Origin of the sequence: Sphingomonas phyllosphaerae, from assembly GCF_029623345.1 — a bacterium.
GTDB lineage: Bacteria > Pseudomonadota > Alphaproteobacteria > Sphingomonadales > Sphingomonadaceae > Sphingomonas > Sphingomonas phyllosphaerae_C.
The window spans coordinates 185757-211651 of record NZ_JAPYKH010000006.1; the positions used below are offsets into that span (position 1 = coordinate 185757).

Annotated in this window: 29 protein-coding genes, 1 tRNA gene and 1 riboswitch; of the genes, 13 read left to right on the forward strand and 17 right to left on the reverse strand. The window is 70.7% G+C overall.

Annotation, left to right across the window (positions count from 1 at the left end):
• Positions 1-53: 53 nt before the first annotated feature.
• Positions 54-317 carry a succinate dehydrogenase assembly factor 2 gene (locus QBJ89_RS08375; RefSeq protein WP_277980066.1) on the reverse strand — a complete coding sequence of 88 codons (264 nt, stop codon included), beginning with the start codon at positions 315-317 and terminating at the stop codon, positions 54-56.
• A gap of 119 nt (positions 318-436) precedes the next feature.
• Between QBJ89_RS08375 and recG the strand changes: the two genes are divergently transcribed.
• Positions 437-2491 (forward strand): ATP-dependent DNA helicase RecG, encoded by a 2055-nt coding sequence (gene recG / locus QBJ89_RS08380; protein ID WP_277980067.1) that lies wholly within the window; start codon positions 437-439, stop codon positions 2489-2491.
• 238 nt (positions 2492-2729) lie between these two features.
• Here recG and QBJ89_RS08385 read toward each other — a convergent pair whose 3' ends face one another.
• The 6 genes from QBJ89_RS08385 to serS form a co-directional block, all read right to left on the reverse strand.
• Entirely contained in the window at positions 2730-3950 is a 1221-nt protein-coding gene (locus QBJ89_RS08385; RefSeq protein ID WP_277980068.1) for an autotransporter outer membrane beta-barrel domain-containing protein, read from the reverse strand.
• Positions 3951-4602: 652 nt separating this feature from the next.
• Positions 4603-4914, reverse strand: a complete 312-nt coding sequence (locus QBJ89_RS08390; RefSeq protein WP_277980069.1) for a PilZ domain-containing protein — start codon at positions 4912-4914, stop codon at positions 4603-4605.
• A gap of 80 nt (positions 4915-4994) precedes the next feature.
• Positions 4995-6221 carry a tyrosine--tRNA ligase gene (gene tyrS, locus QBJ89_RS08395; RefSeq protein WP_277980070.1) on the reverse strand — a complete coding sequence of 409 codons (1227 nt, stop codon included), beginning with the start codon at positions 6219-6221 and terminating at the stop codon, positions 4995-4997.
• 24 nt (positions 6222-6245) lie between these two features.
• Positions 6246-7355: a M23 family metallopeptidase gene (locus QBJ89_RS08400; RefSeq protein WP_277980071.1), complete on the reverse strand. Its 1110-nt coding sequence runs from the start codon at positions 7353-7355 to the stop codon at positions 6246-6248.
• A 5-nt stretch (positions 7356-7360) separates the two neighbouring features.
• On the reverse strand, positions 7361-8125 hold the full coding sequence (surE, locus tag QBJ89_RS08405) for a 5'/3'-nucleotidase SurE (protein ID WP_277980072.1): 765 nt from the start codon (positions 8123-8125) through the stop codon (positions 7361-7363).
• 49 nt (positions 8126-8174) lie between these two features.
• On the reverse strand, positions 8175-9455 hold the full coding sequence (gene serS, locus QBJ89_RS08410) for a serine--tRNA ligase (RefSeq protein ID WP_277980073.1): 1281 nt from the start codon (positions 9453-9455) through the stop codon (positions 8175-8177).
• 95 nt (positions 9456-9550) lie between these two features.
• Between serS and QBJ89_RS08415 the strand changes: the two genes are divergently transcribed.
• From QBJ89_RS08415 to QBJ89_RS08430, 4 genes are all read left to right on the forward strand, one after another.
• Positions 9551-10060 carry a host attachment family protein gene (locus tag QBJ89_RS08415; RefSeq protein WP_277980074.1) on the forward strand — a complete coding sequence of 170 codons (510 nt, stop codon included), beginning with the start codon at positions 9551-9553 and terminating at the stop codon, positions 10058-10060.
• Positions 10061-10251: 191 nt separating this feature from the next.
• Complete coding sequence (gene dksA, locus QBJ89_RS08420) at positions 10252-10734, forward strand: RNA polymerase-binding protein DksA (RefSeq protein WP_431522520.1); 483 nt, start codon at positions 10252-10254, stop codon at positions 10732-10734.
• 120 nt (positions 10735-10854) lie between these two features.
• Positions 10855-11175, forward strand: coding sequence for a PilZ domain-containing protein (locus tag QBJ89_RS08425; protein WP_277980075.1), 321 nt, complete (start codon positions 10855-10857; stop codon positions 11173-11175).
• Positions 11176-11368: 193 nt separating this feature from the next.
• Positions 11369-11452: transfer RNA gene (locus QBJ89_RS08430), tRNA-Leu, on the forward strand.
• 457 nt (positions 11453-11909) lie between these two features.
• Here the strand turns inward: QBJ89_RS08430 and QBJ89_RS08435 are convergent.
• The 5 genes from QBJ89_RS08435 to QBJ89_RS08455 form a co-directional block, all read right to left on the reverse strand.
• A complete protein-coding gene (locus QBJ89_RS08435) occupies positions 11910-12128 on the reverse strand; it encodes a DUF4170 domain-containing protein (RefSeq protein WP_132907437.1) in 219 nt (72 codons plus the stop codon).
• A gap of 178 nt (positions 12129-12306) precedes the next feature.
• Positions 12307-12762, reverse strand: coding sequence for a hypothetical protein (locus QBJ89_RS08440; RefSeq protein ID WP_277980076.1), 456 nt, complete (start codon positions 12760-12762; stop codon positions 12307-12309).
• Between the two features lie 37 nt (positions 12763-12799).
• A complete protein-coding gene (locus tag QBJ89_RS08445; protein WP_277980077.1) occupies positions 12800-13075 on the reverse strand; it encodes a DUF3618 domain-containing protein in 276 nt (91 codons plus the stop codon).
• Positions 13072-13413, reverse strand: a complete 342-nt coding sequence (locus tag QBJ89_RS08450; RefSeq protein ID WP_277980078.1) for a phage holin family protein — start codon at positions 13411-13413, stop codon at positions 13072-13074. Before QBJ89_RS08450 ends, QBJ89_RS08445 begins: the two co-directional genes overlap by 4 nt.
• A gap of 4 nt (positions 13414-13417) precedes the next feature.
• Entirely contained in the window at positions 13418-13963 is a 546-nt protein-coding gene (locus tag QBJ89_RS08455) for a hypothetical protein (RefSeq protein WP_277980079.1), read from the reverse strand.
• A gap of 132 nt (positions 13964-14095) precedes the next feature.
• Between QBJ89_RS08455 and eno the strand changes: the two genes are divergently transcribed.
• Together eno and QBJ89_RS08465 are read left to right on the forward strand one after the other, a co-directional pair.
• Entirely contained in the window at positions 14096-15376 is a 1281-nt protein-coding gene (gene eno, locus QBJ89_RS08460) for a phosphopyruvate hydratase (protein ID WP_277980080.1), read from the forward strand.
• A gap of 44 nt (positions 15377-15420) precedes the next feature.
• Positions 15421-15738 (forward strand): FtsB family cell division protein, encoded by a 318-nt coding sequence (locus tag QBJ89_RS08465; protein ID WP_277980081.1) that lies wholly within the window; start codon positions 15421-15423, stop codon positions 15736-15738.
• 192 nt (positions 15739-15930) lie between these two features.
• Here QBJ89_RS08465 and QBJ89_RS08470 read toward each other — a convergent pair whose 3' ends face one another.
• The 3 genes from QBJ89_RS08470 to QBJ89_RS08480 are packed head-to-tail and all read right to left on the reverse strand — an operon-like array spanning position 15931 to position 18520.
• Positions 15931-16755 carry an alpha/beta fold hydrolase gene (locus QBJ89_RS08470; protein WP_277980082.1) on the reverse strand — a complete coding sequence of 275 codons (825 nt, stop codon included), beginning with the start codon at positions 16753-16755 and terminating at the stop codon, positions 15931-15933.
• A gap of 59 nt (positions 16756-16814) precedes the next feature.
• Positions 16815-17972 (reverse strand): 3-dehydroquinate synthase, encoded by a 1158-nt coding sequence (gene aroB, locus QBJ89_RS08475; RefSeq protein WP_277980083.1) that lies wholly within the window; start codon positions 17970-17972, stop codon positions 16815-16817.
• Positions 17969-18520, reverse strand: a complete 552-nt coding sequence (locus tag QBJ89_RS08480) for a shikimate kinase (protein ID WP_277980084.1) — start codon at positions 18518-18520, stop codon at positions 17969-17971. The genes aroB and QBJ89_RS08480 overlap by 4 nt, the downstream gene beginning before the upstream one ends.
• Before the next feature lie 97 nt (positions 18521-18617).
• Here QBJ89_RS08480 and QBJ89_RS08485 point away from each other — a divergent pair, with 97 nt between their 5' ends.
• From QBJ89_RS08485 to QBJ89_RS08500, 4 genes are read left to right on the forward strand one after another with little or no spacing between them, the layout of a single operon-like run.
• Positions 18618-18755 (forward strand): hypothetical protein, encoded by a 138-nt coding sequence (locus tag QBJ89_RS08485; RefSeq protein WP_165926994.1) that lies wholly within the window; start codon positions 18618-18620, stop codon positions 18753-18755.
• A complete protein-coding gene (locus QBJ89_RS08490) occupies positions 18736-20508 on the forward strand; it encodes a hypothetical protein (protein ID WP_277980085.1) in 1773 nt (590 codons plus the stop codon). The genes QBJ89_RS08485 and QBJ89_RS08490 overlap by 20 nt, the downstream gene beginning before the upstream one ends.
• Entirely contained in the window at positions 20508-21443 is a 936-nt protein-coding gene (locus QBJ89_RS08495) for a tyrosine recombinase (RefSeq protein WP_277980086.1), read from the forward strand. Before QBJ89_RS08490 ends, QBJ89_RS08495 begins: the two co-directional genes overlap by 1 nt.
• Positions 21444-21452: 9 nt before the next feature.
• The gene (locus QBJ89_RS08500) at positions 21453-22403 is read left to right on the forward strand and encodes an acetyl-CoA carboxylase carboxyltransferase subunit alpha (RefSeq protein WP_277980087.1); all 951 of its coding nucleotides are present in this window, start codon (positions 21453-21455) and stop codon (positions 22401-22403) included.
• A gap of 276 nt (positions 22404-22679) precedes the next feature.
• Here the strand turns inward: QBJ89_RS08500 and QBJ89_RS08505 are convergent, their stop codons facing one another.
• Positions 22680-22853: a Flp family type IVb pilin gene (locus tag QBJ89_RS08505; protein WP_277980088.1), complete on the reverse strand. Its 174-nt coding sequence runs from the start codon at positions 22851-22853 to the stop codon at positions 22680-22682.
• Positions 22854-23003: 150 nt separating this feature from the next.
• Positions 23004-23195 carry a Flp family type IVb pilin gene (locus tag QBJ89_RS08510; protein ID WP_277980089.1) on the reverse strand — a complete coding sequence of 64 codons (192 nt, stop codon included), beginning with the start codon at positions 23193-23195 and terminating at the stop codon, positions 23004-23006.
• Positions 23196-23234: 39 nt separating this feature from the next.
• Between QBJ89_RS08510 and QBJ89_RS08515 the strand changes: the two genes are divergently transcribed.
• Both QBJ89_RS08515 and QBJ89_RS08520 read left to right on the forward strand, forming a co-directional pair.
• Complete coding sequence (locus QBJ89_RS08515) at positions 23235-23654, forward strand: (deoxy)nucleoside triphosphate pyrophosphohydrolase (protein ID WP_277980090.1); 420 nt, start codon at positions 23235-23237, stop codon at positions 23652-23654.
• A riboswitch (cobalamin riboswitch) is annotated at positions 23653-23850 on the forward strand. Its footprint overlaps the gene before it by 2 nt.
• 112 nt (positions 23851-23962) lie before the next feature.
• Complete coding sequence (locus QBJ89_RS08520; protein ID WP_277980091.1) at positions 23963-25894, forward strand: TonB-dependent receptor plug domain-containing protein; 1932 nt, start codon at positions 23963-23965, stop codon at positions 25892-25894.
• Position 25895 lies beyond the last annotated feature (1 nt).

Consider the following 25895-nt stretch of genomic DNA (forward strand, 5'->3'; position numbering starts at 1 on the left):
CCGGGACGAGTCCGGGATGACGGATGGGGCAGGCGCGTGCCCCTCTTCTGCCCTCACGGGATCGTCACGAAGTCCACCCGCCGCATCACCGCCATCATCTCGCCCTCCCACTCGGGCGGGCAGGGCAGCGAGCCGATCGCCCAGCCCATAATGTCGACGTCCTGCTCCTCCAGCAGCCGCTCGAACCAGTCGAGCTGCGCCGGCGTCCAGGTCGCGGCGTGCGTGTCGAAGAAGCCGCCGATCATCAGATCGGCCTCGCGCGTGCCGCGGTGCCAGGCGCGGAAACGCAGGCGCTTGAGCCGGATGTCCTGGTCCACGTGATCTCCCGTCGGCCGCGTGCGGCCCGTCTATGCCATAGCGGAGCGCTGCCGCGACGCCGCCGCAAGCTTTCGCTGGCGCGGCGGCGGGAGGCAGAATAGTCGGGCGCTACATAGTCATGCGACCCGAGATCCTCAATCCGCTGTTCGCCGAAGTGGCCGCGCTCAAGGGCGTCGGTCCGGCGCTGGCCAAGCCGCTCGACCGGCTGGGCATCGCGCGCGCGGTCGACCTGCTCTTCCATCTACCCTCGGGCTGGGTCGACCGGGTGGCGCGCGACGAACTCGACGACGCCGACGTCGGCCGCACGATCGCGATCACGCTCACCCCGCGCGACTATCGCAGCGGCTCCAGCCCGCGCGCGCCGACGCGCGTCCAGGCGACCGACGCCGCGGGAAATCACGCGAGCCTCGTGTTCTTCGGCGGCGGCTCGGGCTGGGCGCGCAAGCAGCTGCCGCTTGGCGAGCCCAAGCGAGTCTCGGGCCGGCTCGACCGCTACGGCGACGCGCTCCAGATCGTCCATCCCGAAATCGGCGGCGAGGAGGAGGGCTTCCGCGCGCGCGAGGCGATCTACCCGCTGAGCGAGGGGCTGACCTCGCGCCGCCTCGCCGCGCTGGTCGAGCAGGCGCTGGCACGCGCGCCGGTGCTCGACGAGTGGATCGAGCCCAGCCTCAAGGCCCGCCACGACTGGCCCGACTGGCGCAGCGCGGTCGAGCGCATCCACGCCGACCCGGCCGACGCGGTGGCGCGCGCGCGGCTCGCCTATGACGAGCTCTTCGCCAACCAGCTCGCGCTGTCGCTGGTGCGCGCCGACACGCGCAAGCGTCGCGGGCGCTCGTTGCAGGGCGACGGGCGGCTGCGTGACCTCCTGCGCCTGCCCTATCAGCTCACCGGCGCGCAGGCGCGCAGCGTGCGCGAGATCGAGGGCGACCTGGCGCAGAGCGCGCCGATGCTGCGGCTGCTCCAGGGCGATGTCGGCGCGGGCAAGACCTTGGTGGCGGCGATGGCGCTGCTGATCGCGATCGAGGCGGGGGCACAGGGGGCGCTCCTCGCGCCGACCGAAATCCTCGCGCGCCAGCACTACGATACGCTGCGTCGGCTGCTCGCCGGGCTGCCGGTCGAGATCGCGGTGCTGACCGGGCGCGACAAGGGTCGCGCGCGCGAGGCGACGCTGATGGGGCTGGCCGACGGCTCGATCCAGCTGCTGATCGGCACGCACGCGATCTTCCAGGAGGCGGTGCGTTACCGCGACCTCGGGCTGGTGGTGGTGGACGAGCAGCATCGCTTCGGGGTGGCGGAGCGCATGCTGCTCCAGGCCAAGGGCCAGACCCCGCCACACGTGCTGGCGATGACCGCGACCCCGATCCCGCGCACGCTGACGCTCGCGCTCCACGGCGAGATGGACCAGAGCCGGCTCGACGAGATGCCGCCCGGGCGCGAGCCGATCGAGACCCGCGTCGTCTCGGAGGAGCGTATCGACGAGGTGGTCAACGCGCTCGGCCGTCACCTCGCGGACGGGAAGCAGGCCTATTGGGTCTGTCCGCTGGTGGAGGAGAGCGCGACGAGCGACTTGCAGGCCGCCGAAGCGCGCGCGGCGTCGTTGCAGGCACGGTTCGGCGACCGCGTCGCGCTGGTCCACGGCCGGATGCGCGGCGCCGAGAAGGACGCGGTGATGGCGCGCTTCTCCGCCAATGAGGCGGGCGTGCTGGTGGCGACCACGGTGATCGAGGTCGGCGTCGATGTACCCAACGCGACGCTGATCGTGATCGAGCACGCCGACCGCTTCGGATTGGCGCAGCTTCATCAGCTCCGCGGGCGGGTCGGGCGCGGCGGCGGCAAGTCGGTGTGCCTGCTGCTGCGCGGCGGGTCGCTGAGCGAAACCGCGCGGGCGCGGCTGGCGCTGATGCGCGAGAGCAACGACGGCTTCCGCCTCGCCGAGGAGGACCTGCGCTTGCGCGGCGCGGGCGAGCTGCTCGGCACGCGCCAGTCGGGCGAGGCGATGTTCCGGCTCGCCACGCCCGAGCTGCTCGGCGAGCTGCTCCCCGCCGCGACCGACGACGCGCGCCTGCTGATCGACCGCGACGGTGGACTGGAAGGGGCGAGGGGGCAGGCGGCGCGGGTGGCGCTCTACCTGTTCGAGCGCGAGGCGGGAGTGGCGCTGCTGCGCTCGGGGTGAGGGGGCGGAGAGTGTGTCGTCGGGAGCGCGGATGGGCGCGCCGTCAGTCATTCATCCGGTCGCGACTCCATAAGCCGCGACGACTGGCCGAAGGCGATGGTTGCGCTCCGCAGAAGCGTCGTGTCGCAAGGTCACGGCAGATCGACGATCGCGTGCGCCGTGGGGGATACCGTGCGACGCCACGCGGCGTTGGGGTGAGGGGCGGGCACGCGCCTCGACGCCTGCCCGCCCGATCGGCTCAGAAGCGAGCGCGAACGCCCGCGGTGATCGACTCCTGGTGATCGTCGCGCCCGGTCTGCGCCGCAGCACCGGCGAAGATCTCGGTCGCGTCGCTCGGACGATAACCAATCCCCGCGCTGGCGGTGCCGACCAGCTCGGCGCGGCTGGCGCCGATGCCGATCAAGTCGAGATCGCCCTCGTCGAACGCGCCGACCGCTCGCACGCGCTGCCCCTGCAATTGATAGCGCGCGCCCAGCGTCACATAGGGATGCCACGCCTCGTTCGGCCGCTCGCTCCGCGCGAAGCTGAGCGCGCCGTCGGCGAAGCCGGCGACGTGGCGCTCACGCGCGACGTCGAGCGCAAAGACGCTGTGACCGTCCTCGTTCAGCGCGCCGCGCGTGGTGCGGACATAGGTGAGACCCACGCGCGGAATGAGCGTCCAATCATGCCCCACGTCGGCGGCGTAGAAGGCGGACAGGTCGCTGGTCATGCTGTTGAGCTTATACCGGCTCCACACCTGCCGATCGTCGGGCAGCCAGCGGTGGGTGCGCGCACGACCGCCGTCGAACACCAGCGCGGCAGAGAAGCCGAAGCCCTGCTTGCTGGCATAACGGCTGTGGATGCCGGTGATCAGGCTCTCGACGCGCGTCTGCGCACCACGAACGACGACGTGCTGGCGGTTGGTCAGATTGCCGCCGAAGGCGCCGACTACCCAGCCATGGTCCGCGAAGCCGAGCCCGCCAATCGTACCATAGGTCTGGCCCACCGCATTGGCGCTGCCGGCCGGGGCGTAGCCGCGCAGCGTGTGCCACTGCCCGAGCGCCTGGCCGAAGGTGAACAGGCCAGCGTCGTCGCCGTACGGCGCCAGCGCAGCGCCCCGCGTCGCCTGAGTCAGCAGCAGCGCGTCGTCGGTGCCGATCTGCGTCGCCTGCGCGTAGGGCTCCGGCGTGAGCCGCGCGAGCGCGGCGTTAGTGATCGTACCGGATCGGTCGAGCAGGGTTGGCATCGCATCAAGGAGGCGCTGGCTCGCGCCCTCCTCCACGAGATCATCAAGATAGGCAATCGTGTTGATCGTGGTGCGGTTCAGCATTCCCGGAGTGACATAGTCGCTGATCTGGTCCGAAGAGGACGCCTGCGCATGTGCCTGGCTAACGCCTGTAACAGCGGCGACCAGCGCCAGCGCGCTGCCGGGTGCCAACAGGCGGGGCAGACGACGCGGCTCGCAGGTGGCGTCGATCATGTAGTCCTCCGTTACATACAATGTTCTGTGTCGCTACCATCATAGAAGTTTAAGGTCGTAAGTGGATTCGCTGTCGCCCAATCGGGACCGGCGACGTGCTAGGTGCTGTCGCTGAAATAGCGTCTTTTTCACACCATTAGCTTGGGAGCAATAAACGTAATCAATTGAAGTAGAGAAAATTTTCATATCGCCGCTTTGAGTAGCGAGGTGCGCATCTGTCAGGTGACGTGCGCTTGGAATTGAGCTGCTGAACCAAAGCGGAGTTCACCTGATACCTTGCCGTAAGATCACAGCTGTCGGCTGTGATATCGGCATGTCCCCATGCCCAGCTTCGTACAGATCTTGCTCATCCTCCTTGAAGAAGTTCCGGCGCCGCGGTGCTGCCGCCGACGAGCATCCGCTTCGCCAACGCTGGTGCATCCGTGGGGCTTTCGGCGCCGCTGTTCTTTGCTGCCGGCGCGGGGAGTTGCTGGCCGTCTGGGGTGGCGGCGGACCGCACGCCGATGTCGGCGCTGCGCGGCGAGCCCTAATAATCGGGGCTCGGCAGACGCTGCGGCCTCGTCGCCGCGTTCTCGCCCGACCGCTTCGGATCGGTGGAGTTATCGCGGCGAGCGCTGTCGCCGGAGCGGCTGACCCGCCCCAGCGCCTCGTCTCAGCGCATCGCCGCGAGCGCGCAGGGGTAGAGCGCCGCGGGCAGCTCCTGCGCGAACTTGGCGCCGACGCGCCCGCCCAGTGACCAGCGGATCTCGGCGGTGCGGTCGCCGACCACGGGCAGCGTGAGGACGACGCGCTCACCGCCCGCCAGCGGCGCGTCGGTGCGCGCCATGAAGCCGTTGAGCGACAGGTTGACCACCGTCACCGCGTGGCGCGCGCCGGTGGCGTCGAATAGCCAGCTGCGGCACAACGTCTCGTCGCGCGGCTCGACGCGATCCTCATAGGCCATCATCGCTGAACGCGCGACCATCAGGCTTCTCCCGCTCTACCAGCGTCGCGGTATAGGATCGCGCGGTTAATGCGGGATGAGCGGGGCGCGTAGGAAGATGGTTAGCCCGGATTCACGAGGCCGTGGTGTTTCTTGCCCGCCGAGATGCGCACCGGCACGTCCGCCACCGCGATCAGCGCGGCCTCATCGCTGACCTTCTCGCCGTCGATGCGCGCCCCGCCGCCCTTGATCAGCCGCCGCGCCTCGCCCTTGGACGCGGCAAAACCGAGCGCCACCAGAGCGTCGACCAGCGGCAGCGAGCCACTCGCGGTGATCGACGGCAGCGCCGCGCCGCTCGCACCCTCCTCGAAGGTAAGGCGCGCGGTCTCGGCCGCTTCCTCGGCAGCGGCAGGGCCACGGCACAGCGCGGTCGCCTCGTTGGCGAGCACCTTCTTGGCCTCGTTGATCTCGGCGCCTTCCAGCGCCTCCAGCCGCGCGATCTCGTCCAGCGGCAGGTCGGTGAACAGCCGCAGGAAGCGGCCGACGTCGCGGTCGTCGGTGTTGCGCCAGAACTGCCAGTAATCGAAGTGCGGCAGCTGGTCCTCGTGGAGCCACACCGCACCGGCGACGGTCTTGCCCATCTTCTGCCCGTCCGCGGTGGTGAGCAGCGGCGTGGTGACGCCATAGACCTCGGTGCCGTCCATCCGCCGCGCCAGCTCGACGCCGTTGACGATGTTGCCCCACTGGTCGCTGCCGCCCATCTGCAGCCGCACGCCCTGCCGCCGCGCCAGCTCGCGGAAGTCATAGCCCTGCAGGATCATGTAGTTGAATTCGAGGAAGCTGAGCGACTGCTCGCGATCCAGCCGCAGCTTGACCGAGTCGAAGCTGAGCATGCGGTTGACGCTGAAATGCTGCCCCACCTCGCGCAGAAAGGGAATATATTCGAGCTCGTCGAGCCATTCGGCGTTGTTGACCATCACCGCGTCGCTCGGCCCGTCGCCGAACCTCAGGAAGCGTTCGAAGATGCGCTGGATGCCCGCGATGTTGGCGGCGATCACGTCGTCGCCGGCGAGCTTGCGCGCCTCGTCCTTGAAGCTGGGGTCGCCGATCTTGCCGGTGCCGCCGCCCATCAACACCACCGGCTTGTGGCCGGTCTGCTGGAGGCGGCGGAGCAGCATGATCTGCACCAGGCTGCCGACATGCAGCGAGGGCGCGGTGGGATCGAAGCCGATATAGCCCGGCACCACCTCGCGCCGCGCCAACGCGTCCAGCGCGGCAGCGTCGGTGAGCTGGTGGAGATAACCGCGCGCAGAGAGCAGGCGGAGCAGGTCGGACTGATAGTCGGTCATGGTGCCGCGGGCGTTACACGCGCGTCAGCGGTGCGGCAATTGCATCGTCGGGTCCACCGGGGTGCGGCCGCGGCGCAGCTCGAAGTGGAGCTCGGGTCGGTCGGCATAGCCGCTCTCGCCGCTGCGCGCGATCACCTGGCCCTTCCTCACCGCCTGGCCGCGCTGGACCAGCAAGGTGCCGGCATGGCCGTAGACCGAGGTCCAGCCGCCGCCGTGGCGCACGATCACCAGCCCGCCGAGCGCGGGCACCTCCGAGCCGACATAAGCGACCGTGCCGTCGGCGATCGCGCGCACCGGCGTGTCGAGCGGGATCGCGATCTTGATGCCATCGTTGCGCTCGCCGGTCGCGCCGGGCCCGAAGCGGCGCACGATCGTGCCGTCGACCGGCCAGACGAAGCGACCGGGCAGCGCCGCGGGCGCGATCGTCGCGGCGCTCGGCGCGAGCACGCGGCGCGCGCTCGCCACCGGCGTCGCGGGTGCCTGGCCCGCCACCACTGCCGGTTCGCCCCCGGTGAGGATCGTGTCGACGTCAAGTGTGAAGGCGGCGGCCCGCTCCGACGCGCTGACCGAACCCCCCGGCAGGCGCGGGATCAGCACGCGCTGGCCGGCGCGGAGCAGATAGGGCTCGTCGAGTGCGTTGGCCGCGACCACCTCGCGCCACGGCACGCCATAGGCGCGCGCGATCGCGATGCCGGTCTGACCGGCGCGGACGAGATGGTAGCGGCCGCCCGGGATGGCGAGCGTCTGGCCGGCGCGGACGGGGAAGGGCGCGGCGAGCGCGTTGGCGCGCGCGATCGCGTCGACCCCCGCGCCGGTGCGCGCTGCGATCGCGCCGAGCGTGTCGCCGGGACGCACGGCGTAGCGCTGCGCCGCGACCGCGCGCGCGTCGGGTTTGACCGGGCGCGCCTCCCAGGCGGGGCGCGGCGCGGGGAGCTGGGCGACGTCGCGACGCGCGCCGCTGGGAGGCGCAACCTGATCCTCGGCGTGCGGCGCCGGTTCCGGGGCGACCTCATCCGCGGGGAGGGAACCCGCCGCCTCGGGCGGCGGCGCTGGCGCGGGGCGCTCGGCGGCGGGGATGCAGCCCGCGAGCAGCAGCGCCAGCGCCGCGGCGCGTGTCACGCCCGCCTCACGCACCCGGCTCAGCCATAAGCGCGCGCAAGCGGTTCGAGCGAGGCGTGGCGGGTAAGGTCGAGCTGGAGCGGGGTCACCGTGATCCAGCCTTCGGCGACGGCGCTAAGATCGCTGTCACCGGGCGCCGCAACGGCGACTTTGCCTAGCGCGAGCCAGTGATAGTCGTAACCGCGCGGATCGGTGCGCGTCTCGAAGCGCGCGCGGCCGTAATCGCGCAGCCCTTGCGGCACGATGCGGATGCCTCTCACCGGACCGGCGTCGGGCGCGGGGAAGTTGACGTTGACCATCGAGCGCGGCGCCCAGTCCGCGTCCAGCAGCGGGCGCAGTACGCGCTCGCCCCATTCCTCCGCGGCGGCGAACGAGACGTCCTCGCCCGGCGCCCGCGCGCCATATTTCTGGCTCAACGCGATCGAGCGGATGCCCGCGAGCGCCCCCTCCATCGCGGCCGCGACGGTACCCGAGTACATCACGTCCTCGGCGAGATTGCCGCCGCGATTGACGCCGGAGAGGATGAGGTCCGGCGGCGTCTCGCGCATCACCTCGGCCAGCGCGAACATCACCGCGTCGGTAGGCGTGCCGCCGACGGCGTAGCGGCGTGAATCGAAGCGCCGCACGCGCAGCGGCTTGGTGAGCGAGAGCGAGCGGCCGGTGCCGGATTGTTCGTCGGCGGGCGCGCACACCCAGACGTCGTCGGAGAACCGAGCGGCGATGCGCTCGAGCACGGCGAGACCGGGGGCGTGATAGCCGTCGTCGTTGCTGAGGAGAATGCGCATGTTGGTCAATTCCTCCCCGTGCCGGGAAGGATTTTGCCCTTTGCCGCCCTCACGCCTGCGGTTCCAGCAGCGTCAGCCCGCCGAGATACGGCCGCAGCACCGCCGGCACCGCCACCGCGCCACTCTCCTGCTGGTAATTCTCCAGCACCGCCACCAGCGTCCGCCCGACCGCCAGCCCCGAGCCGTTGAGCGTGTGGACGAAGCGCGTCGCTTTTTCTCCACCCGGCCGGTAGCGCGCGTTCATGCGCCGCGCCTGGAAGTCGGTGCAGGTCGAGCAGCTCGAGATCTCGCGGTAGCGCGCCTGCCCCGGCAGCCAGACCTCCAGATCATAGGTGCGCGCCGCGGTGAAGCCCATGTCGCCCGCGCACAATTTGATCCGGCGATAGGCCAAGCCGAGCGCGTCGAGCACGCCCTCGGCGCAGGCGGTCATCCGCTCGTGCTCGGCCTCGCTGGCCTCGGGCGCGACGATCGACACCATCTCGACCTTGTCGAACTGGTGCTGGCGAATATAGCCGCGCGTGTCGCGCCCCGCCGCGCCGGCCTCGGAGCGGAAGCACGGCGTCAGCGCGGCGAAGCGCAGCGGCAGTACCTCCTCGCTCAGGATCTGCTCGCGCACGATGTTGGTCAGCGATACTTCGGCGGTGGGGATCAGCCAGCGCCCGTCGGTGGTGCGGAACAGGTCCTCGGCAAACTTGGGCAGCTGGCCCGTGCCGAACACCGCCTCGTCGCGCACCAGCAGCGGTGGCGCGACCTCCTCATAGCCGTGCTCGCGCGTCAGCCGGTCGAGCATGAACTGGCCGAGTGCGCGCTGGAGCCGCGCCGCCGCGCCGCGCACCAGCGTGAAGCGCGAGCCCGCGATCGCCGCGCCGGTCTCGAAGTCGAGCCCGAGCGCCGGGCCGATCGCGTCATGCTCGCGCGCCGCGAAGCCGAGGTCCGGCCGCGTGCCGCGCTCATGGATCAGCTGGTTGTCGTCTTCGTCAGCGCCGTCGGGCACGTCGGGGTAGGGCAGGTTGGGCAGCGCCGCGAGCAAGGTGTCGAGCTCGGCGCCGAGCCGTGCCTCCTCGGCTTCCAGCTCGGGCAGCCGCTGCTTGAGCGTGGCCACCTCGGCCATCAACGCCTGCGCCGCCGCCTCGTCGCGATTCGCCTTGGCCGCGCCGATCGCCTTGGAGGCCTCGTTGCGCCGCGCCTGCGCCGCCTGCGCCTCCGTGATCAGCTCGCGCCGGCGCTTGTCGAGCGCGACGATCGCCGCGGCCGAGGGAGCGGCACCACGCCGCGCCAGTGCGGCGTCGAAGGCGTCGGGGTCGTCGCGGATCAGGCGGATGTCGTGCATGCGCCGCGCTATGGCCGGGGCGCCGCGGCGAGGCAACCCGGCGCACGTCCGCCGCGTTCACGCTCCACACCCGCACGGATAGAGGAGAATGAGCGATGCAGGTACCCCATGACTCGGTGGTGCTGGTGGCGGACGGGCGCAAGCTGCTGTTCCTGCGCAACGAGGGTGACGACGTTCACCCCAACCTGACGGTCGAGCACGCCGAGGAGCGCGCGAACCCCGCCAACCGTGACCAGAAGACCGACGCTGCCGGCGGCAGTTCGTCGACGCAGAGCGGCGCCGGCGCCCCGCGCGTCGCGCAGGGTGGCTCGAGCCATGCGCAAGGCGGCGGCGCGCAGTTCGCGCCCTCGCGCGGCAGCATGGAGGAGACCGACTTCCACCAGCTGGAGGAGGATCGTTTCGCCGCCGAGGCGGCCGACCTGCTCAAGCGCCGCGCGCTTGCCAACGACTTTGAGTCGCTGATCGTGGTCGCGCCGCCCAAGACGCTCGGCGAGCTGCGCAAACATTACCACAAGGAGGTCAGCCAGCGGCTCACCGGCGAGCTGAGCAAGGACCTGACCGGGCACACGATCCCCGACATCGAACAAGCGCTGCTCTCGGCCTGATCGCACCGACGCCGGACGCGGCGCCGTCCCATCCTCGCACACATGCCGGGCCGCTCTGTTCATGACGAGGACAGGGCGGCGCGACTAGGCGCGCGTGTTCGCTTGTGGTGGCCGGCCCGCGCGACTATAGGCGCCCCGGAGGGGGCGCACAGCGGTGCTAACGACATCCTGGGCGCAGCGGGAGTAAGTCGATGGCGACGGCGATCAATCGTTTCGGTGAAGGGCCCGGCAAACTGGCGGCAGCGAATGACGAGGCTGAGGTCGGAGGAGCAAGCGACGGCTATCGCCCGAGCCCCGACGAACCGTTCATGAACCCGCGGCAGCAGGCGTATTTCCGCCGCAAGCTGCTCGAGTGGAAAGACGCGATCCTGCGGGAGTCGCTCGGCACGCTGTCGCAGCTCCAGGTCGACTCGCTGCGCGAGGCCGATCTTACCGATCGCGCCGCGAGCGAGACCGACTGGTCGCTCGAACTGCGCACGCGCGATCGGCAGCGCAAGCTGATCTCGAAGATCGAGGCCGCGCTCCGCCGCATCGACGAGGGCGAATACGGCTATTGCGAGGTCACCGGCGAGCCGATCAGCCTCGGCCGGCTGGAGGCACGTCCGATCGCGACGATGACGGTCGAGGCGCAGGAGCGCCACGAACGCAACGAGAAGGTCTCGCGCGACGATTGAGCCGCGCACCTCGGCCCGGCGCGCTAACACCTGCTTAACTATTTGCCGGCTAGGCTCGGCGGGGTTCAGCAGGCGGTGGGCAGGATGGAGCATTTCGGGCGACTGGCGACGGTGGGTGGTATGAGCGGGCGAGACGACGACATTCGGGCGCTGGGCGGCCAGGCCGACAAACGCCGTGACCTGCGCGGACGTGACGAGATCACGATGTTCGCGCGGCTGCGGCTCGCGGGACAGGCGGACGGGTTCGACGTCAGCGTGCGCAACGTGTCGACCGGAGGGCTGATGGCCGAGCTGCCGCATCCGCTCGCGCCCGACAGTGCGGTCGAGATCGAGCTGGCCGGGCTGGGCTGGGTGGCAGGGCGGATCGCGTGGCAGATAGACCGTCGTGCCGGCATCGCGTTCGACGAGCTGATCGACCCCGCTGCGATCATTCATCACTGACGTAGCGGACGAGCCACGAGGGGGGTGAGCGCGCTCGTTCGGCGCGCCACGCCCTCCTGCGCAAACGGGGAGTCCAGCGCCATGAGCCTGGCCCCGTAGCACCGAGTTCCGGCGTGCGCCGGGGCACGAACCGGCTGCGGTCGATCACACTCTAGACGCGGAGGCATCTGTCGTGCCAAGGCGCGCCGGTCACGCGGGCGTGGCGGAATGGTAGACGCAGCGGACTCAAAATCCGCCGGAGCAATCCTTGTCGGTTCGAGTCCGACCGCCCGTACCAGAAAACTGCGGTGACGCGTCCTCTTGTGACCCGGCGACGGCCGGGACGATGAGGGAAGGCGCTGGTAGCAGCTACGACCGTCAGCTGATCAGCTCTTGCCCTCGGGTAAGCCGCTTGGTTCCGTCATTCGTCGCCTTCGGAAATCTTGTGGTGCACCGCACCTTGAGCCTCGCACCGGCTGGATGGAGTGGCTCGGTTGATCCCGAATCGAAACGTTCATCGCCGCGGAAGCGGCTCGCCCCAGCCGTCATCCCGGGCGAGCCGGGATCCATCGTCCGGTGAAAGACGCCTGCGTCGCTCCTGTGCAGGGTGAAGCCTCGCACGAGGCCGAGACGATGGGGAGGGACGAGGAAGCGGTTCTGCCGATCGCAGCGTGCTACTCGCCTGGAGATTAGGCGACTGATCAGACCACCGTGGTGCACGCTGACAATCTTGGCGGCGCCTCGCCCCGTCGTGCTCACGCCGTCAGGTCGGGCTCCAGCAGGCGGTGAAGGTGCACCACGACATATTTCATCTCGGCGTCATCGACGGTGCGCTGTGCGGCGGCGCGCCAGGCCTTCTCGGCGCTGGCATAATCGGGGAAGACGCCGACGATGTCGATCGAGGAGAGGTCGGCGAAGTCGAGGGTGCGCGGGTCGGTAACACGTCCACCGAAGACGAGGTGCAGCTTGCTCATGGGGCGGCTCCTGAGAGGGTGAGCGGCGATCGGCCGCCGCCGCGGGACCCGAACAGGGGAGAGCAGCCGAGGCGGTACGCCCGACTGCTCTCCTGATTCCCGTGCGCTGTCGGTGCCGCGGTGCCGATCACCTGGTGTGGGATCGGCCTTAGCGCCACCCGCCGCGCGATAGAAGGGGTCAGCTGGCGGTCTTCACCTGCTCCTTGCCCGCCTTGGCCGCCGCGGTACCCGCACTGGCCGCCGCCTTGACGATGCCCTGGAACAGCGACTTTGCCTGGCCACGCGCAGCGTCCGGGGTGAGGCCGAGCTGCTCGATCTCACTGCGGCCCGCCTCCTTGGCGGCGGCGAAGGCGGCGGTCGCGGCGGCGCTGACCTTTCTACCCACGGGCGCCAGCAAGTCGCGCTCGCGCTGGCCGCGCGGGATCACTGCCGCGACGAGCGCGCCAAGCGCGAGCCCGCCGACAACGAGTCCGAGCGGGTTGGCTTCGAGCGTCTCGGCGGTGGCATGCGCCGCGTCGCTGGCACGATGGCGCGCGCTCTCATAGGCGTGCGACGCGGCGTCGCGCGCCTGGTCCACACCGTCGCGCAGACGGCCGTGGGTGTCGTCATGATCATGCTGCTGATGGTCGGTCATGGTCTCTATCCTCTCGGCCTGGCGGACGATATTGATGTCACGATTTCTTCCTGCTCAGCAGGCGCGCGATCCGCTTCCGGTTAAGGAACGCGAGCAGCAGCGCGCCGGCGCCGGCGACGGTGGCGGGTTTGCGTCGAGCCGCCTCAAGACCGGCGCGCGCGGCCCTACTGCCGCCGTCGAGCACCTCTGCCTTAGCGACGGTGACGAGCCGACGCGGTTCGAGCTCGGCCTGCAGCGCCTCGACCGTGCCGTTAAGCCGCGCCCGTGCCTCGGCCGCGCGCGCCTCGGCGGCGGTGAGATCGGCGCCGCTCATGCGCCCGGCCTCGCGGCGAGGCGCGAGCGGCCCGCGAGCGAGAGCGCCAGCGCGACGATTAGCACGGCGCCGACCACCGCGGCGGTAGCGAGCCCGGGTCCGATCAGGGTGGCCAGCGTCAGCACCAGACCGACAAGCAAGGTGATCAGCGCGGCGAGCGCGAGCACGCCCGCCACCGCGAACAGCACGGCCGCTTTCTTGTAGCGGGTCGCTGCTTCGCTCGCCTTGGCCTTGGCGAGTGCGATCTCGGCGCGTGCGACGTCCCGCGCATCGTGCGTGAGCCGCGCGACGAGCTGGGGGATGCTGGGCTCCGCGATCACCGGTTCACGTAGGTCCATCGGGTCAGGCGTCGCGCTGATCGAGGCCCGCGCTCAGCAGCCGTGCGACGACGAAGCCGAGGCCCGCGGCAACGCCTACGGCCGCTGCCGGGCTCTTGCGCACCAGCTCGCGCGCGTCGGTGAGCAGGTCGTCGACGCTCTTCTGGTCGATTGCGCTGGTGAAGCCTTGCACGCGATCGGCGGCGCCGCGCGCATATTGCCCATATTGCTCGCCTAGCTTGTCATCGACCTGCTGCGCCGCGTCGCGCAGCAGCTGCGAAAGCTGGCCGAGCGCATCGCTCGCCTTGGCCTTCCCGTCCTCGGCGAAGAGGCGCGCCTTGTCGGCGGCCTGCTCGCGGCCTTTGGCAACATTGTCGCGTAGCGCCTGCTTTGCGCCCGTTACGGTGCTGCCCGGCTCGGCGGAGTGATCGCTCAGGCCGCTCTCGGGCGAGAAATCTACGCCCGCATCCTTCAGTGGAGCGGCGGGGGTGAAGCTCGCGCCGGCGGGCGGTGGCGTGATGTCTCCGTCGCTGATCGGCTGCGCGGTATCGCGGTCCTGCTGGTCGGCCATGATCCATCCTTCCGTAGTCGAAGTCGAACAACCGGCGCCGCTGGCCGGGGTTCCATCGCGTTGCAGCCTAACGCGGTGATCGCTACACGCGGCGGCGTCGCCGTTAAGGCAGCAAGCTAAGAGGATCGTTACGTGACCGCAATCATCGACCTGCACGGCCGCCAGATCATCGACAGCCGCGGCAACCCGACCGTCGAGGTCGACGTCCTGCTCGACGACGGCAGTTTTGGCCGCGCCGCGGTGCCCTCGGGCGCTTCGACCGGCGCGCACGAGGCGGTGGAAAAGCGCGACGGCGACAAGGCGCGCTGGTCGGGCAAGGGAGTCGACCGCGCGATCGAGGCGATCAACGGCGAGATTGCCGAGGCGATCGTCGGGCGCGACGCCGAGGACCAGCTCGAGGTCGACCAAGCGATGATCGAGCTGGACGGCACCGAGAACAAGGGCCGGCTCGGCGCCAACGCGATCCTCGGTGTCAGCCTCGCAGTGGCGAAGGCGGCGGCGGACGCGCGCGGGCTGCCGCTCTACCGCTACGTCGGCGGCGTCGCCGCGCACGTGCTGCCGGTGCCGATGATGAACATCATCAACGGCGGCGAGCATGCCGACAATCCGATCGATTTTCAGGAGTTCATGATCGTACCGGTCGGCGCGGACTCGCTCGCCGAGGCGGTGCGCTGCGGCTCGGAGATCTTCCACACGCTCAAGAAAGGGCTGAGCGAGAAGGGGCTCGCCACCGCGGTCGGCGATGAAGGCGGCTTCGCGCCCAATCTCGCCAGCACCACCGACGCGCTCGACTTCATCATGACCTCGATCGAGCGCGCCGGTTACACGCCCGGCGACGACGTGATGCTGGCGCTCGACTGCGCCGCGACCGAGTTCTTCAAGGACGGCAAGTACGTCATCTCGGGCGAGAACCTCACGCTCGAGCCGGGCGCGATGGCGGACTATCTCGCCGATCTCGCCGCGCGCTACCCGATCTTCTCGATCGAGGACGGCATGGCCGAGGACGATTTCGAGGGCTGGAAAGCGCTCACCGACGCGATCGGCAAGCAGGTGCAGCTGGTCGGCGACGATCTGTTCGTCACCAATCCCAAGCGGCTGCGCGACGGCATCAGCCAGGGTCTGGCCAACTCGCTGCTGGTGAAGGTCAACCAGATCGGCACGCTGAGCGAGACGCTCGAGGCGATCCGGGTGGCCGAGCGCGCCGGCTACACCGCGGTCATGTCGCACCGCTCGGGCGAGACCGAGGATTCGACGATCGCCGACCTCGCCGTCGCGACCAACTGCGGCCAGATCAAGACCGGCAGCCTCGCGCGATCGGACCGGCTCGCCAAGTACAATCAGCTGATCCGCATCGAGGAGGAACTGGGCGACGTCGCCCGCTACGCCGGACGCGACGTGCTCCGCACGCGCTGAGGGGGCTTGCCAAGGACGTGGCGGCGCGCGAGAATCGCGCCGCCATGCCCGCCCGCAAACCCGATCGTCTCCGGACCACGCTCCGCTCGGCCGCGCTGCCCGCGCTGGCGGTGACGATCATGCTGTTCTTCGGCGCCTACGCGATCCTGGGACCCAACGGCGTGCTCGCGCTGGGCGACTATAAGCGCCAGCTCGCGGCGCGCGAGCGGCACTTCTCGGCGCTCGACGCGCGGCGCGAGATGCTGCGCAACCGGGTCGCATTGCTCGACCCGCGCCACGCCAATCCCGACATGGTCGACGAGCTGGTGCGCAAGGAACTCAATGTGGCTCACCCCGACGAGGTGATCGTCCCGCTGAAGTGAGGGGCGGGGCCTGGGTGTGGATCTACACTCGCCCCGGTCATCGCGTGCCCCGGCGAAGGCCGGGCCCAGTTGGGAAGGGGGTGATGGGACCCACTTTGTTCACCCAACTGGACCCCGGCTTACGCCGGGGTGGCGCCACTTGCCGAGGCTAGGTGGCATTACACCAGCAGCGACTGTTCGGTCGCTCGCCGATCACCGCCCGAGGAACGTCAGCAGGTCGCGCGTCAGGCGCTCGCCCTCGGTCGCGAACAGGCCGTGCGGGGCACCGTCATATTCCACCAGCTGCGCGCCCTGGATACCGCGCGCCGCCTGCCGGGCGCTCGCATCGATCGGCACCGTCTTGTCGCTGGTGCCGTGAAGGACGAGCGTCGGTACATGAAAGGCGGGTAGATCGCCGCGGAAGTCGGTGTGGCCGAAGCTCTCGGCGCATTTGAGCGTGGGTTGCAGACCGGCCTGCATCGCCAGCCGCCAGGCCCAGTCGAGCGTCGCCTCGCTGACCGGGCTGGTGACGTAGCCGACACCGAAGAAGTCCTTGAAGAAGGAGCGGAAGAAGTTCGGCCGGTCCTCCAGGATGCCGTCGGCGATGCCCTGAAGTGTCTCTTCTGGCACGCCGCTGGGATTGTCGTCGGTCTTGAGCATATAGGGCACGACCGAGCTGATCAGCGCGGCCGAGATCACGCCCTTGCCGTCGTAGCGCGACTGGTAGCGCGCCACCTCGCCGCCGCCCATCGAGAAGCCGACCAGCGTGACGTCCTGGGTCGCCCCGGCGGCCTCGAGCACGTCGTTCAGATCGTCGGTCAGCGTGTCGTAATCGTAGCCGCTCCACGGCTGGCCGGAGCGGCCGAAGCCGCGGCGATCATAGGCGATCGCGCGGAAGCCGGCGTCGGCCAGCGCCTTCATCTGCGGATCCCAACTGTCCGAGGAGAGCGGCCAGCCGTGGATCAGCACCACGGGGCGACCCTCGCCCCAGTCCTTCACGTACAGGTCAGTGCCATCGCGCGTTTTGACGTAGGGCATGGGCTCGCTCCTTGAGAAAACTAAGCCACGTTAACCGCCCCACCGCGGCCCCGTTCCGCTCAGTCGGTCGCACCCAATGCAGCGCTCGCCGCGGCGCGCGGCTCGGCGGCGAGGAACGCCTCCACCTCGCCGAGCGCCACGTCGCGATCGAGGTAGGTCTGGCCGATGCCGCGCGCGAGGAGGAAGGGCAGGGTGCCGGCCTCCATCTTCTTGTCATGGCGCATATGTTCGACCAACCGCGCGGCCGGCGCGTCGATGCCGGAGGCGGCGAGCCCGTCGGGCAGGCCGCTCACGCGCCAATGCGCCGCTACGCGCTCGGCGTCAGCGGCGGCGCAGCGCCCCGTCGCGGCCGAGAACGCGAAGGCGAGCGCGCAGCCCGCCGCGACGGCCTCGCCGTGGAGCAGGCGATCGGAGAAACCCGCCTCCGCCTCCAGCGCGTGGCCGAAGGTGTGGCCGAGATTGAGCAAGGCGCGGCGCCCGTTGGTCTCGTGCTCGTCCTCGGCGACGATCCGCGCTTTGGCGGCGACGGCGTGCGCAATGGCATGGGTGCGCGCCGCCGGGTCGCCGGCGAGCAGCGCGGCGCCGTGGCGCTCGCACCAGGCGAAGAAGTCGGCGTCGTCGATCAGCCCGTATTTGACTACCTCGGCGTAGCCGGCGCGGACCTGCCGCGCGGGTAAGGTGTCGAGCACGTCGGGGTCGATCAGCACGAGGCGGGGCTGGTGGAAGGCGCCGATCAGATTCTTGCCTGCGCGCGCGTTGATCCCGGTCTTGCCACCGACCGACGAATCCACTTGCGCCAGCAACGTGGTCGGGATCTGGACGAAGCGGCAGCCGCGTTTGAGGATCGCGCTGGCGAAGCCGACGAGGTCGCCGATCACCCCGCCGCCGAGCGCCACGACATGGTCGCCGCGCTCGACCCCGAGCGCGAGCAGCTGGTCGGTCAGTTTCTCGAGCGTGGCCCAGCTCTTCGACGCCTCACCCGCGGGGAGCACGATCGAGCGATGACCCACCCCGACCGCGTCGAGGGCGCCGCCCAGCACGGCGAGATGGTCCGCGACATTGACGTCGGCGACGATCACCAGCGGGCGCCGGCCCGCTAGCGGCGCGAGCAGCTCGCCGGCGCGGCCCAGCAGGCCGGGCTCGATCACCACGTCATAGCTGCGCTCGCCCAATCGCACGGGGACGGTGGCGCGCGCGCCGGTCTGCTCGATACTCATCGGCCCAGGGCCTCCAGGATCGCGCGCACGGTCGTCTCGTGCGGGGCGTTGGCGCTGGCAATGCGGAGATGCGCCAGCGCGTAGAGCGGGTTGCGGACGGCGGCGAGGTCGCGCAGCACCGCCGCCGGGTCGCGCCCGCGCAGCAGCGGGCGGGTGTCGCGGCGACGCACGCGCTCGGCCAGCACCTCCACGGGTGCGTCGAGCCAGATCGCCAGCGCCTCGGCCAGGATCAGCGCGCGCGTCTCGTCGTTGACGAAGGCGCCGCCCCCGGTCGCGATCACCTTGGGACGACCGTCGATCAGTCGCTGGATCACGCGGCGCTCGCCGTCGCGGAAATAGACCTCGCCGAACTGCGCGAAGATGTCGCTGATCGACATGCCCGCGGCGGACTCGATCTCCGTGTCGGCGTCGACGAAGGGCAGGCCGAGCCGCGTCGCCAGGCGGCGCCCAACGGTGGACTTGCCCGCGCCCATCAGCCCGACCAGCACGATCGGCTGGCCGATCCAGGCGGCTCCTCGTTCGCGCGGGGCAGGCGGGCTTTGCAACATCGTCGGCAGGGCTATACAGCGCCTTCATGCCCCGGCAACAGCGTGCGCGCCGCGCGCTTCTCCCGGGGCGGTTGGGCGCGTGCGCGATGGGGTATCCATGTCTCGGTTGATCGTCTCGGTGGTGGTGTTGCTGGTGATCGTGCTCGGCGCCCTGTTCTTTCTCGCCGGGCGCGCGACCGAGCAGCCGACGACGCGGGTCGAGAAGGCGGTCGAGCTTGGCAACCTCGCGAACTAGGCGCGCGCTCGTCGCGGGCGCCGCGGCGCTCGCGATCGGTGCCGCCGCCGCGGCGCAGCAGAGCCCCGAATCGCTGCTGCCGCCCGGTTTCGGCGACAACGCGCCGACGCCCACGCCCTCTCCGGTGCCTTCGGCTGTTGCACCCGCGCCGGCTGGTCCGGGCGCGGCACCCGCAACCGCGCCGCGCGTCACCGCGACGACGCCGGCCGGCCCGCTCCCGCCGCTGACGATGCCGTCGCCGGACGCGACCCCGACGCCAGCCGCGCCGCGCTACGAAATGCCCGCCTTCGCGCGGCGCTCGCTCGCCCAGCTCGGCCCGAGCGACAGCTTCGCCGCCGACGCCTTCGCCGGAGCCGATGGCCGCTATCTCGAGCGACTGATGCGGCGGCTGTCCGCGCCGCTGCCGTCGCGCTGGCTCCAGATCGCACTGCGCCGACTGCTCGCCGCCGAACTGGTCACGCCCGCGCACGTCAATGGCGCCGACTTCGCGGCCGAGCGCGCCTGGCTGCTGCTGCGCATGGGCGAGTCGGTCACCGCGCGCGCGGTGGCACAGTCGGTCGATCTCGACCGCGTCACCCCCAAGCTGCGGCAGGTGTGGATGCAGGCCGCGCTCGCCACCGCCGACCCCGCCGCTCTCTGCGCGCTGGCGCCGGGCGCGGGCGAGAGCGAGCGCGGCTGGATCGTCGCGCGCGCGATGTGCGCCGGCCTCACCGGCACCGGCAAGACGCAGCCGCTGCTCGCCGACATCCGCCGTCGGCGCGTTGCCAGCGGCATCGATCTTCAGCTCGCGCAGAAGGTGATGGGGGCCGGGCTCGACAGCCGCCAGGCGATCACGATCGAATGGGCGCCGGTGACCCAGCTCACCGCGTGGCGCTTCGGCCTCGCCACCGCCACCGGCGTCGCAGTACCGGGCGAGCTATACGACACGGTCGGCCCGCAGGTGACCGCGTGGCGCGCGCTCGCGCCGGCGATCCCGCTCGCCGAGCGCGCCGCGGTCGCCGACCGCGCGGCGGCGATGGGCGCGCTTTCGAGCGCGGCGCTGGTCGATCTCTACTCGGCGCTGGCCGACGGCGACGATGTGCCCGCGCCATTGGCGCGTACCGCCAACGACCTGCGCGACGCCTATGTCGGCGACAGCCTCGACACGCGGCTGGGCGCGATGGCGCGGCTGTGGGACGCGGCCGAGACGCCGGCGGCGCGCTACGGCCGCCTGATCCTCACCGCGCGCGCCGCGGCGCGGCTGCTGCCGGCGGGCGAGGTGGAGCAGGCCGACCGGCTCGTCGCCTCGATGCTGAGCGCGGGGCTGGACCGCACCGCGCAACGCTGGCGCGGCCACGTGCGCGCCGGCAGCGACGCCTGGGCGATGCTGCTGCTGGCCGACCCCGACGGCGCCGCGCGCGGCGCCAGCCCGCGCGACTATGCGCCCGGGGGCGCCAACGCCGAACGCAAGAAGCAGCTGTTCTTCGCCGCGCTCGCCGGCTTGGGCGACGTGCCCGCCGCCGACCTGGCGGACGAGGGCGAGCGCTTCGGCGTGCCGGTCACGCGCGCCGACAGCTGGACGCGCGCGCTCGACCAGGCGGTAGCGGCGCGCCAGCAGGGCACCGTGCTGCTGCTCGCCGCGGTCGGTATGCAGGCGCGCGGCTGGGAGACGGTGCCCGCCGCGTCGCTGTATCGCGTCGTCGCGGCGCTGCGCGCGGTCGGGCTCGACGGCGAGGCGCGGATGATCGCGGCCGAGGCGATCGCGCGGCTCTGATGCGCGCGCGCGGGCTCACGACCGGGGCGGGCGCCTCGGGCGAGGACCGGCAGGCGATCGAGCGCTTCCTCGAGATGCTGGCGGCGCAGGCCGGCGCGGCGGCGAACACGCTCGCCGCCTATCGCCGCGACCTGGCGCTGGCATCCGAGGCGCTCGACGGCGGGCTGGCGCGGGCCGACGCCGTCGCACTGGGCCGGCTCGCCGACGGCTGGACCGCGCTCGCCAGCGCCAGCGTCGCGCGCAAGGCCTCGGCGCTGCGGCGGTTCTTCGCCTTTCTCGCCGAAGAGGGCGCGCGCCCGGACGATCCCTCGCCGGCGCTGCCGCGTCCGGCGACGCGGCGCGCACTGCCGCGCACGCTGAGCCACGCCGACGTCGACCGGCTGTTCGCCGCGATCGCCGAGCGGCTCGCGCGCGATCCCGTGATTCCGACCGACCTGCGGCTCGCTGCCGTGATCGAGCTGCTCTACGGCTCGGGGCTGCGCGCGAGCGAGCTGGTGTCGCTGCCGCGCAACGCGATCCATCCCGACCGGCCGTTCCTGATCCTGCGCGGTAAGGGCGGCAAGGAGCGGCTGGTGCCGCTGTCCGATCGCGCGCGGGCGGCAGTGGCGGCGTGGCGCGCGCATGTCGCGACCGACCGTCCCTTCCTCTTCCCCTCCGGCGCGACTCACCTGTCGCGCGTGCGGCTGTTCCAGCTGGTGCGCGCGCTCGCCGCGGAGGCCGGGATCCCGCCCGACCGGATCAGCCCGCACGTGCTGCGCCACGCCTTCGCGACTCACCTGCTGGAGGGTGGCGCCGACCTGCGTGCACTCCAGACGATGCTGGGCCATGCCGATATCGCCACCACCGAGATCTACACGCATGTCGACAGCAGCCGATTGATCGAGCTGGTCAACGAGCGCCACCCGCTCGTTGACGCGTTGCGTCACCGCGACTAGCTGCGGCCGATGCCTAGTTTCCTCGACTTCGAGAAGCCCATCGCCGAGCTGCAGGCGCGCATCGACGAGCTGCGCGATACTGGTGCCGAGGGCGCGATCGACATCTCCGCGGAGATCGCCAAGCTCCAGGCGAAGTCCGACAAGCAGCTCAAGGACACGTTTGCCAAGCTAACGCCGTGGCAGAAGACCCAAGTCGCCCGCCATCCCGAGCGCCCGCACTTCCGCCACTATGTCGCTGGGCTCTTCGACGAGTTTCTCCCGCTCGCGGGTGATCGCGCGTTCGGGGACGACCAAGCGATCCTCGGCGGGTTCGCGACGTTCCGCGGCCAGCGCATCATGGTGCTGGGCCATGAGAAGGGCGACGATACCGCCAGCCGGGTCAGGCACAATTTCGGCATGGGCAAGCCCGAGGGCTATCGCAAGGCGATTCGCCTGATGGAACTGGCCGATCGTTACGGGCTGCCGGTGGTGACGCTGGTCGACACCTCGGGTGCCTTCCCCGGCATCCAGGCGGAGGAGCGCGGCCAGGCCGAGGCGATCGCGCGCTCGACCGAGGCGTGTCTCGCGCTCGGCGTGCCGCTGGTCGCGTCGATCGTCGGCGAGGGCGGCTCGGGCGGCGCGATCGCGCTCGCCAGCGGCAACCGCGTGCTGATGTTCGAGCATGCGGTCTATTCGGTGATCTCGCCGGAAGGATGCGCGTCGATCCTGTGGCGCACCGCCGATCGCGCCCCCGACGCCGCCGAGGCGATGAAGGTCACCGCGCAGGATCTCAAGGGCCTGGGCGTGATCGACTCGATCGTTCCCGAGCCGCTCGGCGGCGCACATCGCGACCCCGCGGGCGCGATCCGCGCGTTGGGTGATTCGATCGAGCGCGCGCTTGGCGAGCTGACGCCGCTGACCCCAGAGGCGCTGCGTCAGGATCGGCGCGACAAATTCCTGCGCATGGGTCGGCTGAGCTGAGGCTCGGCTTCCTATCAGGGGGAAGAAGCTTCGCCTGCAATTTGGTCCGTCATCCTGAACTCGTTTCAGGATCCACGGTGCTGCGTACACCACGCGCGAGGCCATCGCGGGACGATGGAGCCTGAAACGAGTTCAGGATGACGCCAGTGGGAGGCTGTGAGCGTCATTGACTTGTGAGTTGTTGCAACAGCAGGGTCACGGCGCCCGCGAATTGGCCAAGAAAAAGGCGGCGGGACCAACGTCCCACCGCCCTTGTCACAAGAGCTGATCGGCGGATTACGCGCCGTTGGTGCTCATCGTGGTCTGCACCTTGGTGAAGGTGTTGGTCAGCTGGTTGCCCAGGCCCTTCATCGCGGTGATGGCGGCGACGGCGACCAGTGCGGCGATCAGGCCGTACTCGATCGCGGTGGCGGCCTTGTTGTTCTTCAGGAAAGCGCGAATCTTCTGCATGTCGATCTCCGAGACAAATTGGCTTCAGTTACCCGGCCGATGAGCCTCTGAGGCTCCAGCGATGTCCGGTGTAGCTGCGGCACGGTTGAAAAAGACTTAAGCCTGATTCTGCGAGTTCAGAAATTTACGCAGATTAGTGGAGGTCTTGTCTCAGCGGCCGACGAGAAGGTTGGTCGACACGGTAGTGAGAACGTCGCTCAGCGCGGCGGACACGCGTCCGAGCCCCGTGGCGATCGCCAGCGCGACGGCGGCAAGGATCAGGGCATATTCCACTGCGGTCGCGCCGCGGCCGTCACGGCTGAGTCGCGAGAAGAGCGGGCGTCGGTTGCGAGGGCGTGCCATGACGCGATCGTAACCTAAGGATGGTTAAGGACCGGTTCGATGACGATACTGGTGGTCGCCGCGGCGCTGCTCGACCCGACGGGACGCTGCCTGATGCAGCAGCGCCCGATCGACAAACGCCACGGCGGATTGTGGGAGTTCCCGGGCGGCAAGGTCGAGCCGGGCGAGGCACCCGTGGATGCACTGGTGCGCGAGCTCGCCGAGGAGCTCGCCATCGTGGTGGCGCCAGCGGCGCTCACGCCGCTGTCCTTCGCCGCCGATGCCGCGCCCGGCGCGCGCCCACTGGTGATGCTGCTCTACGTCGCACGCGCCTGGTCGGGTGAGCCGCGTCCGCTCGCCGCGGCGGCGCTGCGCTGGGACGTGCCCGCCGTGCTCGCCGCATTGCCGATGCCACCGGTCGACGTCCCGCTGCTTGCCGTGCTGCGCGAGTCGCTTGCCCGCGGCGACGCGCTGGCCTAGGGGCGCCGACGCGACAGGTTCCCCGCGAGGGGAAGTAAGAGGGAAGCCGGTAGCTTGATCGCGATCCGGCGCTGCCCCCGCAACTGTGACCGGCGAGCCCCTCTCCCGCGCGTGCCACTGGACCGATGGTCCGGGAAGGCCGGAGCCGGGGCGCTGACCCGGGAGCCAGGAGACCTGCCCGTCGCGGTTGTCCTTCGCGCGGACGGGGTGTGCCGGGCGATCGAGGTCTTGTCCTCGCGTGACGACGATCGGGCGGCAGCGCCGCGGCACGGGGCCGCGCGTCCGCCCGCGACCGTGTGAGGGACGACGTGACCATATCCTATCGCCGCATCGCCACCGCGCTGCCGCTGCTGCTGCTTGCGCCCGCGGCGCACGCGCAAAGCGCGCAGTCGACCGAGGCGCTGGAGCAGGCGACCCGCGCGGGCGACGACGTGATCGTCACCGCCGCGCGTTCCGCCACGCCGGCGGGCAGCGTGGCGGAGGCGGTGACGGTGCTCGACACCGCGACGATCCAGCGGCGCCAGACGGTGGTGCTCGCCGACCTGCTGCGCCAGACTCCCGGCATCGCGGTGGCGCGCACCGGCGGCGTCGGCGGTGTCACCTCGGTGTTCATCCGCGGCGCCGAGAGCGACCAGACCGCGGCGCTGATCGACGGCGTGAAGATCAACGACCCGTCCGCGCCCGGCGGTGGCTTCAACTTCGGCGAGCTGCTGGTCGGCAATATCGCGCGGGTCGAGGTGCTGCGCGGCGCCTCCTCGGTGCTGTGGGGCAGCCAGGCGATCGGCGGCGTGGTCAACATGATCACGCGCCAGCCGACCGACCAGCTGAGCGTCAACGCTCGCGCCGAGGGCGGATCGATGGGTACCGGCCAGGCCTTCGCGAACGTCTCGGGGCGGGCCGGCGTGATCGCGGCGAGCCTGGGCGGTGGCTATTACACCACCGATGGCATCTCGTCCTACGCGCGCGGCAGCGAGCGCGACGGCTTCCGCCACTATGGCGGCAACGCCAGCGTGACCGCGACGCTGGCGAGCAACGTCTCGGTCGACCTGCGCGGTTTCTACGCCAACGGCCGGACCGAGTTCGACGGCTTCCCGCCGCCAGATTACACCTTCAACGACACGCGCGAGTATAGCGACGCCGAGCAGTGGGTCGGCTATGGCGGCGTCAACGTTGCGTTGTTCGACGGCGCGCTGCGCAACCGGCTGGGCTATGCGCGCACCGACATCGCGCGCACCAGCTACGACCGCGACCTCACGCCGCGCGAGACGTATCGCTCGCAGGGGCAGAACCATCGCCTCGACTATCAAGGTGTCGCGGATCTCGGCGGGGTCGCGCGCGCGACCTTCGGCGCCGAGCGGGAGATCTCGCGGCTCTACACGCGCGGCTATGGCAGCACCGATCGTGGGCGCGCGCGGCTGTTCAGCCTCTACGGCCAGCTCGCGCTCACCCCCCTCGCCGGCGTGACCGCGACCGGCGGCGTGCGCCACGACGACCATGATCGCTTCGGCGGCGCTACCGTGGGCGCGGCGAGCCTCGCCTGGACGCCGAACGGCGGCGCCACTCTGCTGCGCGGCAGCTGGTCGCAGGGCTTCAAGGCGCCGACGCTGTTCCAGCTCAACGGCAGCACCGGCAATCCGAACCTGCGCCCCGAGCGATCCGAGGGTTGGGACGCCGGCGTGACCCAGCGCGCGCTCGACGGCGCGCTGGAAGCGAGCGCGACATGGTTCCGCCGCGTCTCGCGCGACCTGATCAACACGCGCGCATGCAGCCCCGCGGTGGACGGGCCGATCTGCGACACGCGGCCGTTCGGCATCTACGACAATGTCGCGCGCACCCGCGCACAGGGGCTGGAGTTCGCGCTCACGTTACGCCCGGTCGAGGCGCTGACCGTCGTCGCCGCCTACACCTACCTCGACGGCGAGAACCGCTCGCCCGGCGCGAGCTTCGGCCTGCCGCTGCTGCGCCGCCCGCGCGACAGCACCACCGTCAACGCCGACTATCGCTGGCCGTTCGGCCTCTCCACCGGGGTGACGCTCACCGCGGTCGGTGACAGCTACGACGTCGGCCAGGTACGGCTCGACGGCTATGTCCTCGCCGACCTGCGCGCCGCGCTGCCGCTGACCGACAACATCGAGCTGTACGCGCGGCTCGAGAATGCCTTCGACCAGCGCTACGTGGTGGCAGTGGACTATGGCAATCCCGGGCGCGCCGCCTACGGCGGGGTGCGGCTGCGCTACTGAC

Coding starts and splice junctions, on each gene's coding strand:
- serS (WP_277980073.1), bottom strand. CDS start 9,455: ATGCACGACATCCGCCTGATCCGCGACGACCCCGACGCCTTCGACGCC.
- QBJ89_RS08440 (WP_277980076.1), bottom strand. CDS start 12,762: ATGACCGACCATCAGCAGCATGATCATGACGACACCCACGGCCGTCTG.
- QBJ89_RS08385 (WP_277980068.1), bottom strand. CDS start 3,950: ATGATCGACGCCACCTGCGAGCCGCGTCGTCTGCCCCGCCTGTTGGCA.
- surE (WP_277980072.1), bottom strand. CDS start 8,125: ATGCGCATTCTCCTCAGCAACGACGACGGCTATCACGCCCCCGGTCTC.
- QBJ89_RS08495 (WP_277980086.1), top strand. CDS start 20,508: ATGCGCGCGCGCGGGCTCACGACCGGGGCGGGCGCCTCGGGCGAGGAC.
- QBJ89_RS08390 (WP_277980069.1), bottom strand. CDS start 4,914: ATGGTCGCGCGTTCAGCGATGATGGCCTATGAGGATCGCGTCGAGCCG.
- aroB (WP_277980083.1), bottom strand. CDS start 17,972: ATGAGTATCGAGCAGACCGGCGCGCGCGCCACCGTCCCCGTGCGATTG.
- QBJ89_RS08500 (WP_277980087.1), top strand. CDS start 21,453: ATGCCTAGTTTCCTCGACTTCGAGAAGCCCATCGCCGAGCTGCAGGCG.
- recG (WP_277980067.1), top strand. CDS start 437: ATGCGACCCGAGATCCTCAATCCGCTGTTCGCCGAAGTGGCCGCGCTC.
- QBJ89_RS08485 (WP_165926994.1), top strand. CDS start 18,618: ATGTCTCGGTTGATCGTCTCGGTGGTGGTGTTGCTGGTGATCGTGCTC.
- QBJ89_RS08445 (WP_277980077.1), bottom strand. CDS start 13,075: ATGAGCGGCGCCGATCTCACCGCCGCCGAGGCGCGCGCGGCCGAGGCA.
- QBJ89_RS08465 (WP_277980081.1), top strand. CDS start 15,421: ATGCCCGCCCGCAAACCCGATCGTCTCCGGACCACGCTCCGCTCGGCC.
- QBJ89_RS08425 (WP_277980075.1), top strand. CDS start 10,855: ATGAGCGGGCGAGACGACGACATTCGGGCGCTGGGCGGCCAGGCCGAC.
- QBJ89_RS08415 (WP_277980074.1), top strand. CDS start 9,551: ATGCAGGTACCCCATGACTCGGTGGTGCTGGTGGCGGACGGGCGCAAG.
- QBJ89_RS08455 (WP_277980079.1), bottom strand. CDS start 13,963: ATGGCCGACCAGCAGGACCGCGATACCGCGCAGCCGATCAGCGACGGA.
- QBJ89_RS08510 (WP_277980089.1), bottom strand. CDS start 23,195: ATGGCACGCCCTCGCAACCGACGCCCGCTCTTCTCGCGACTCAGCCGT.
- QBJ89_RS08505 (WP_277980088.1), bottom strand. CDS start 22,853: ATGCAGAAGATTCGCGCTTTCCTGAAGAACAACAAGGCCGCCACCGCG.
- tyrS (WP_277980070.1), bottom strand. CDS start 6,221: ATGACCGACTATCAGTCCGACCTGCTCCGCCTGCTCTCTGCGCGCGGT.
- QBJ89_RS08450 (WP_277980078.1), bottom strand. CDS start 13,413: ATGGACCTACGTGAACCGGTGATCGCGGAGCCCAGCATCCCCCAGCTC.
- QBJ89_RS08515 (WP_277980090.1), top strand. CDS start 23,235: ATGACGATACTGGTGGTCGCCGCGGCGCTGCTCGACCCGACGGGACGC.
- dksA (WP_431522520.1), top strand. CDS start 10,252: ATGGCGACGGCGATCAATCGTTTCGGTGAAGGGCCCGGCAAACTGGCG.
- QBJ89_RS08470 (WP_277980082.1), bottom strand. CDS start 16,755: ATGCCCTACGTCAAAACGCGCGATGGCACTGACCTGTACGTGAAGGAC.
- QBJ89_RS08435 (WP_132907437.1), bottom strand. CDS start 12,128: ATGAGCAAGCTGCACCTCGTCTTCGGTGGACGTGTTACCGACCCGCGC.
- QBJ89_RS08480 (WP_277980084.1), bottom strand. CDS start 18,520: ATGTTGCAAAGCCCGCCTGCCCCGCGCGAACGAGGAGCCGCCTGGATC.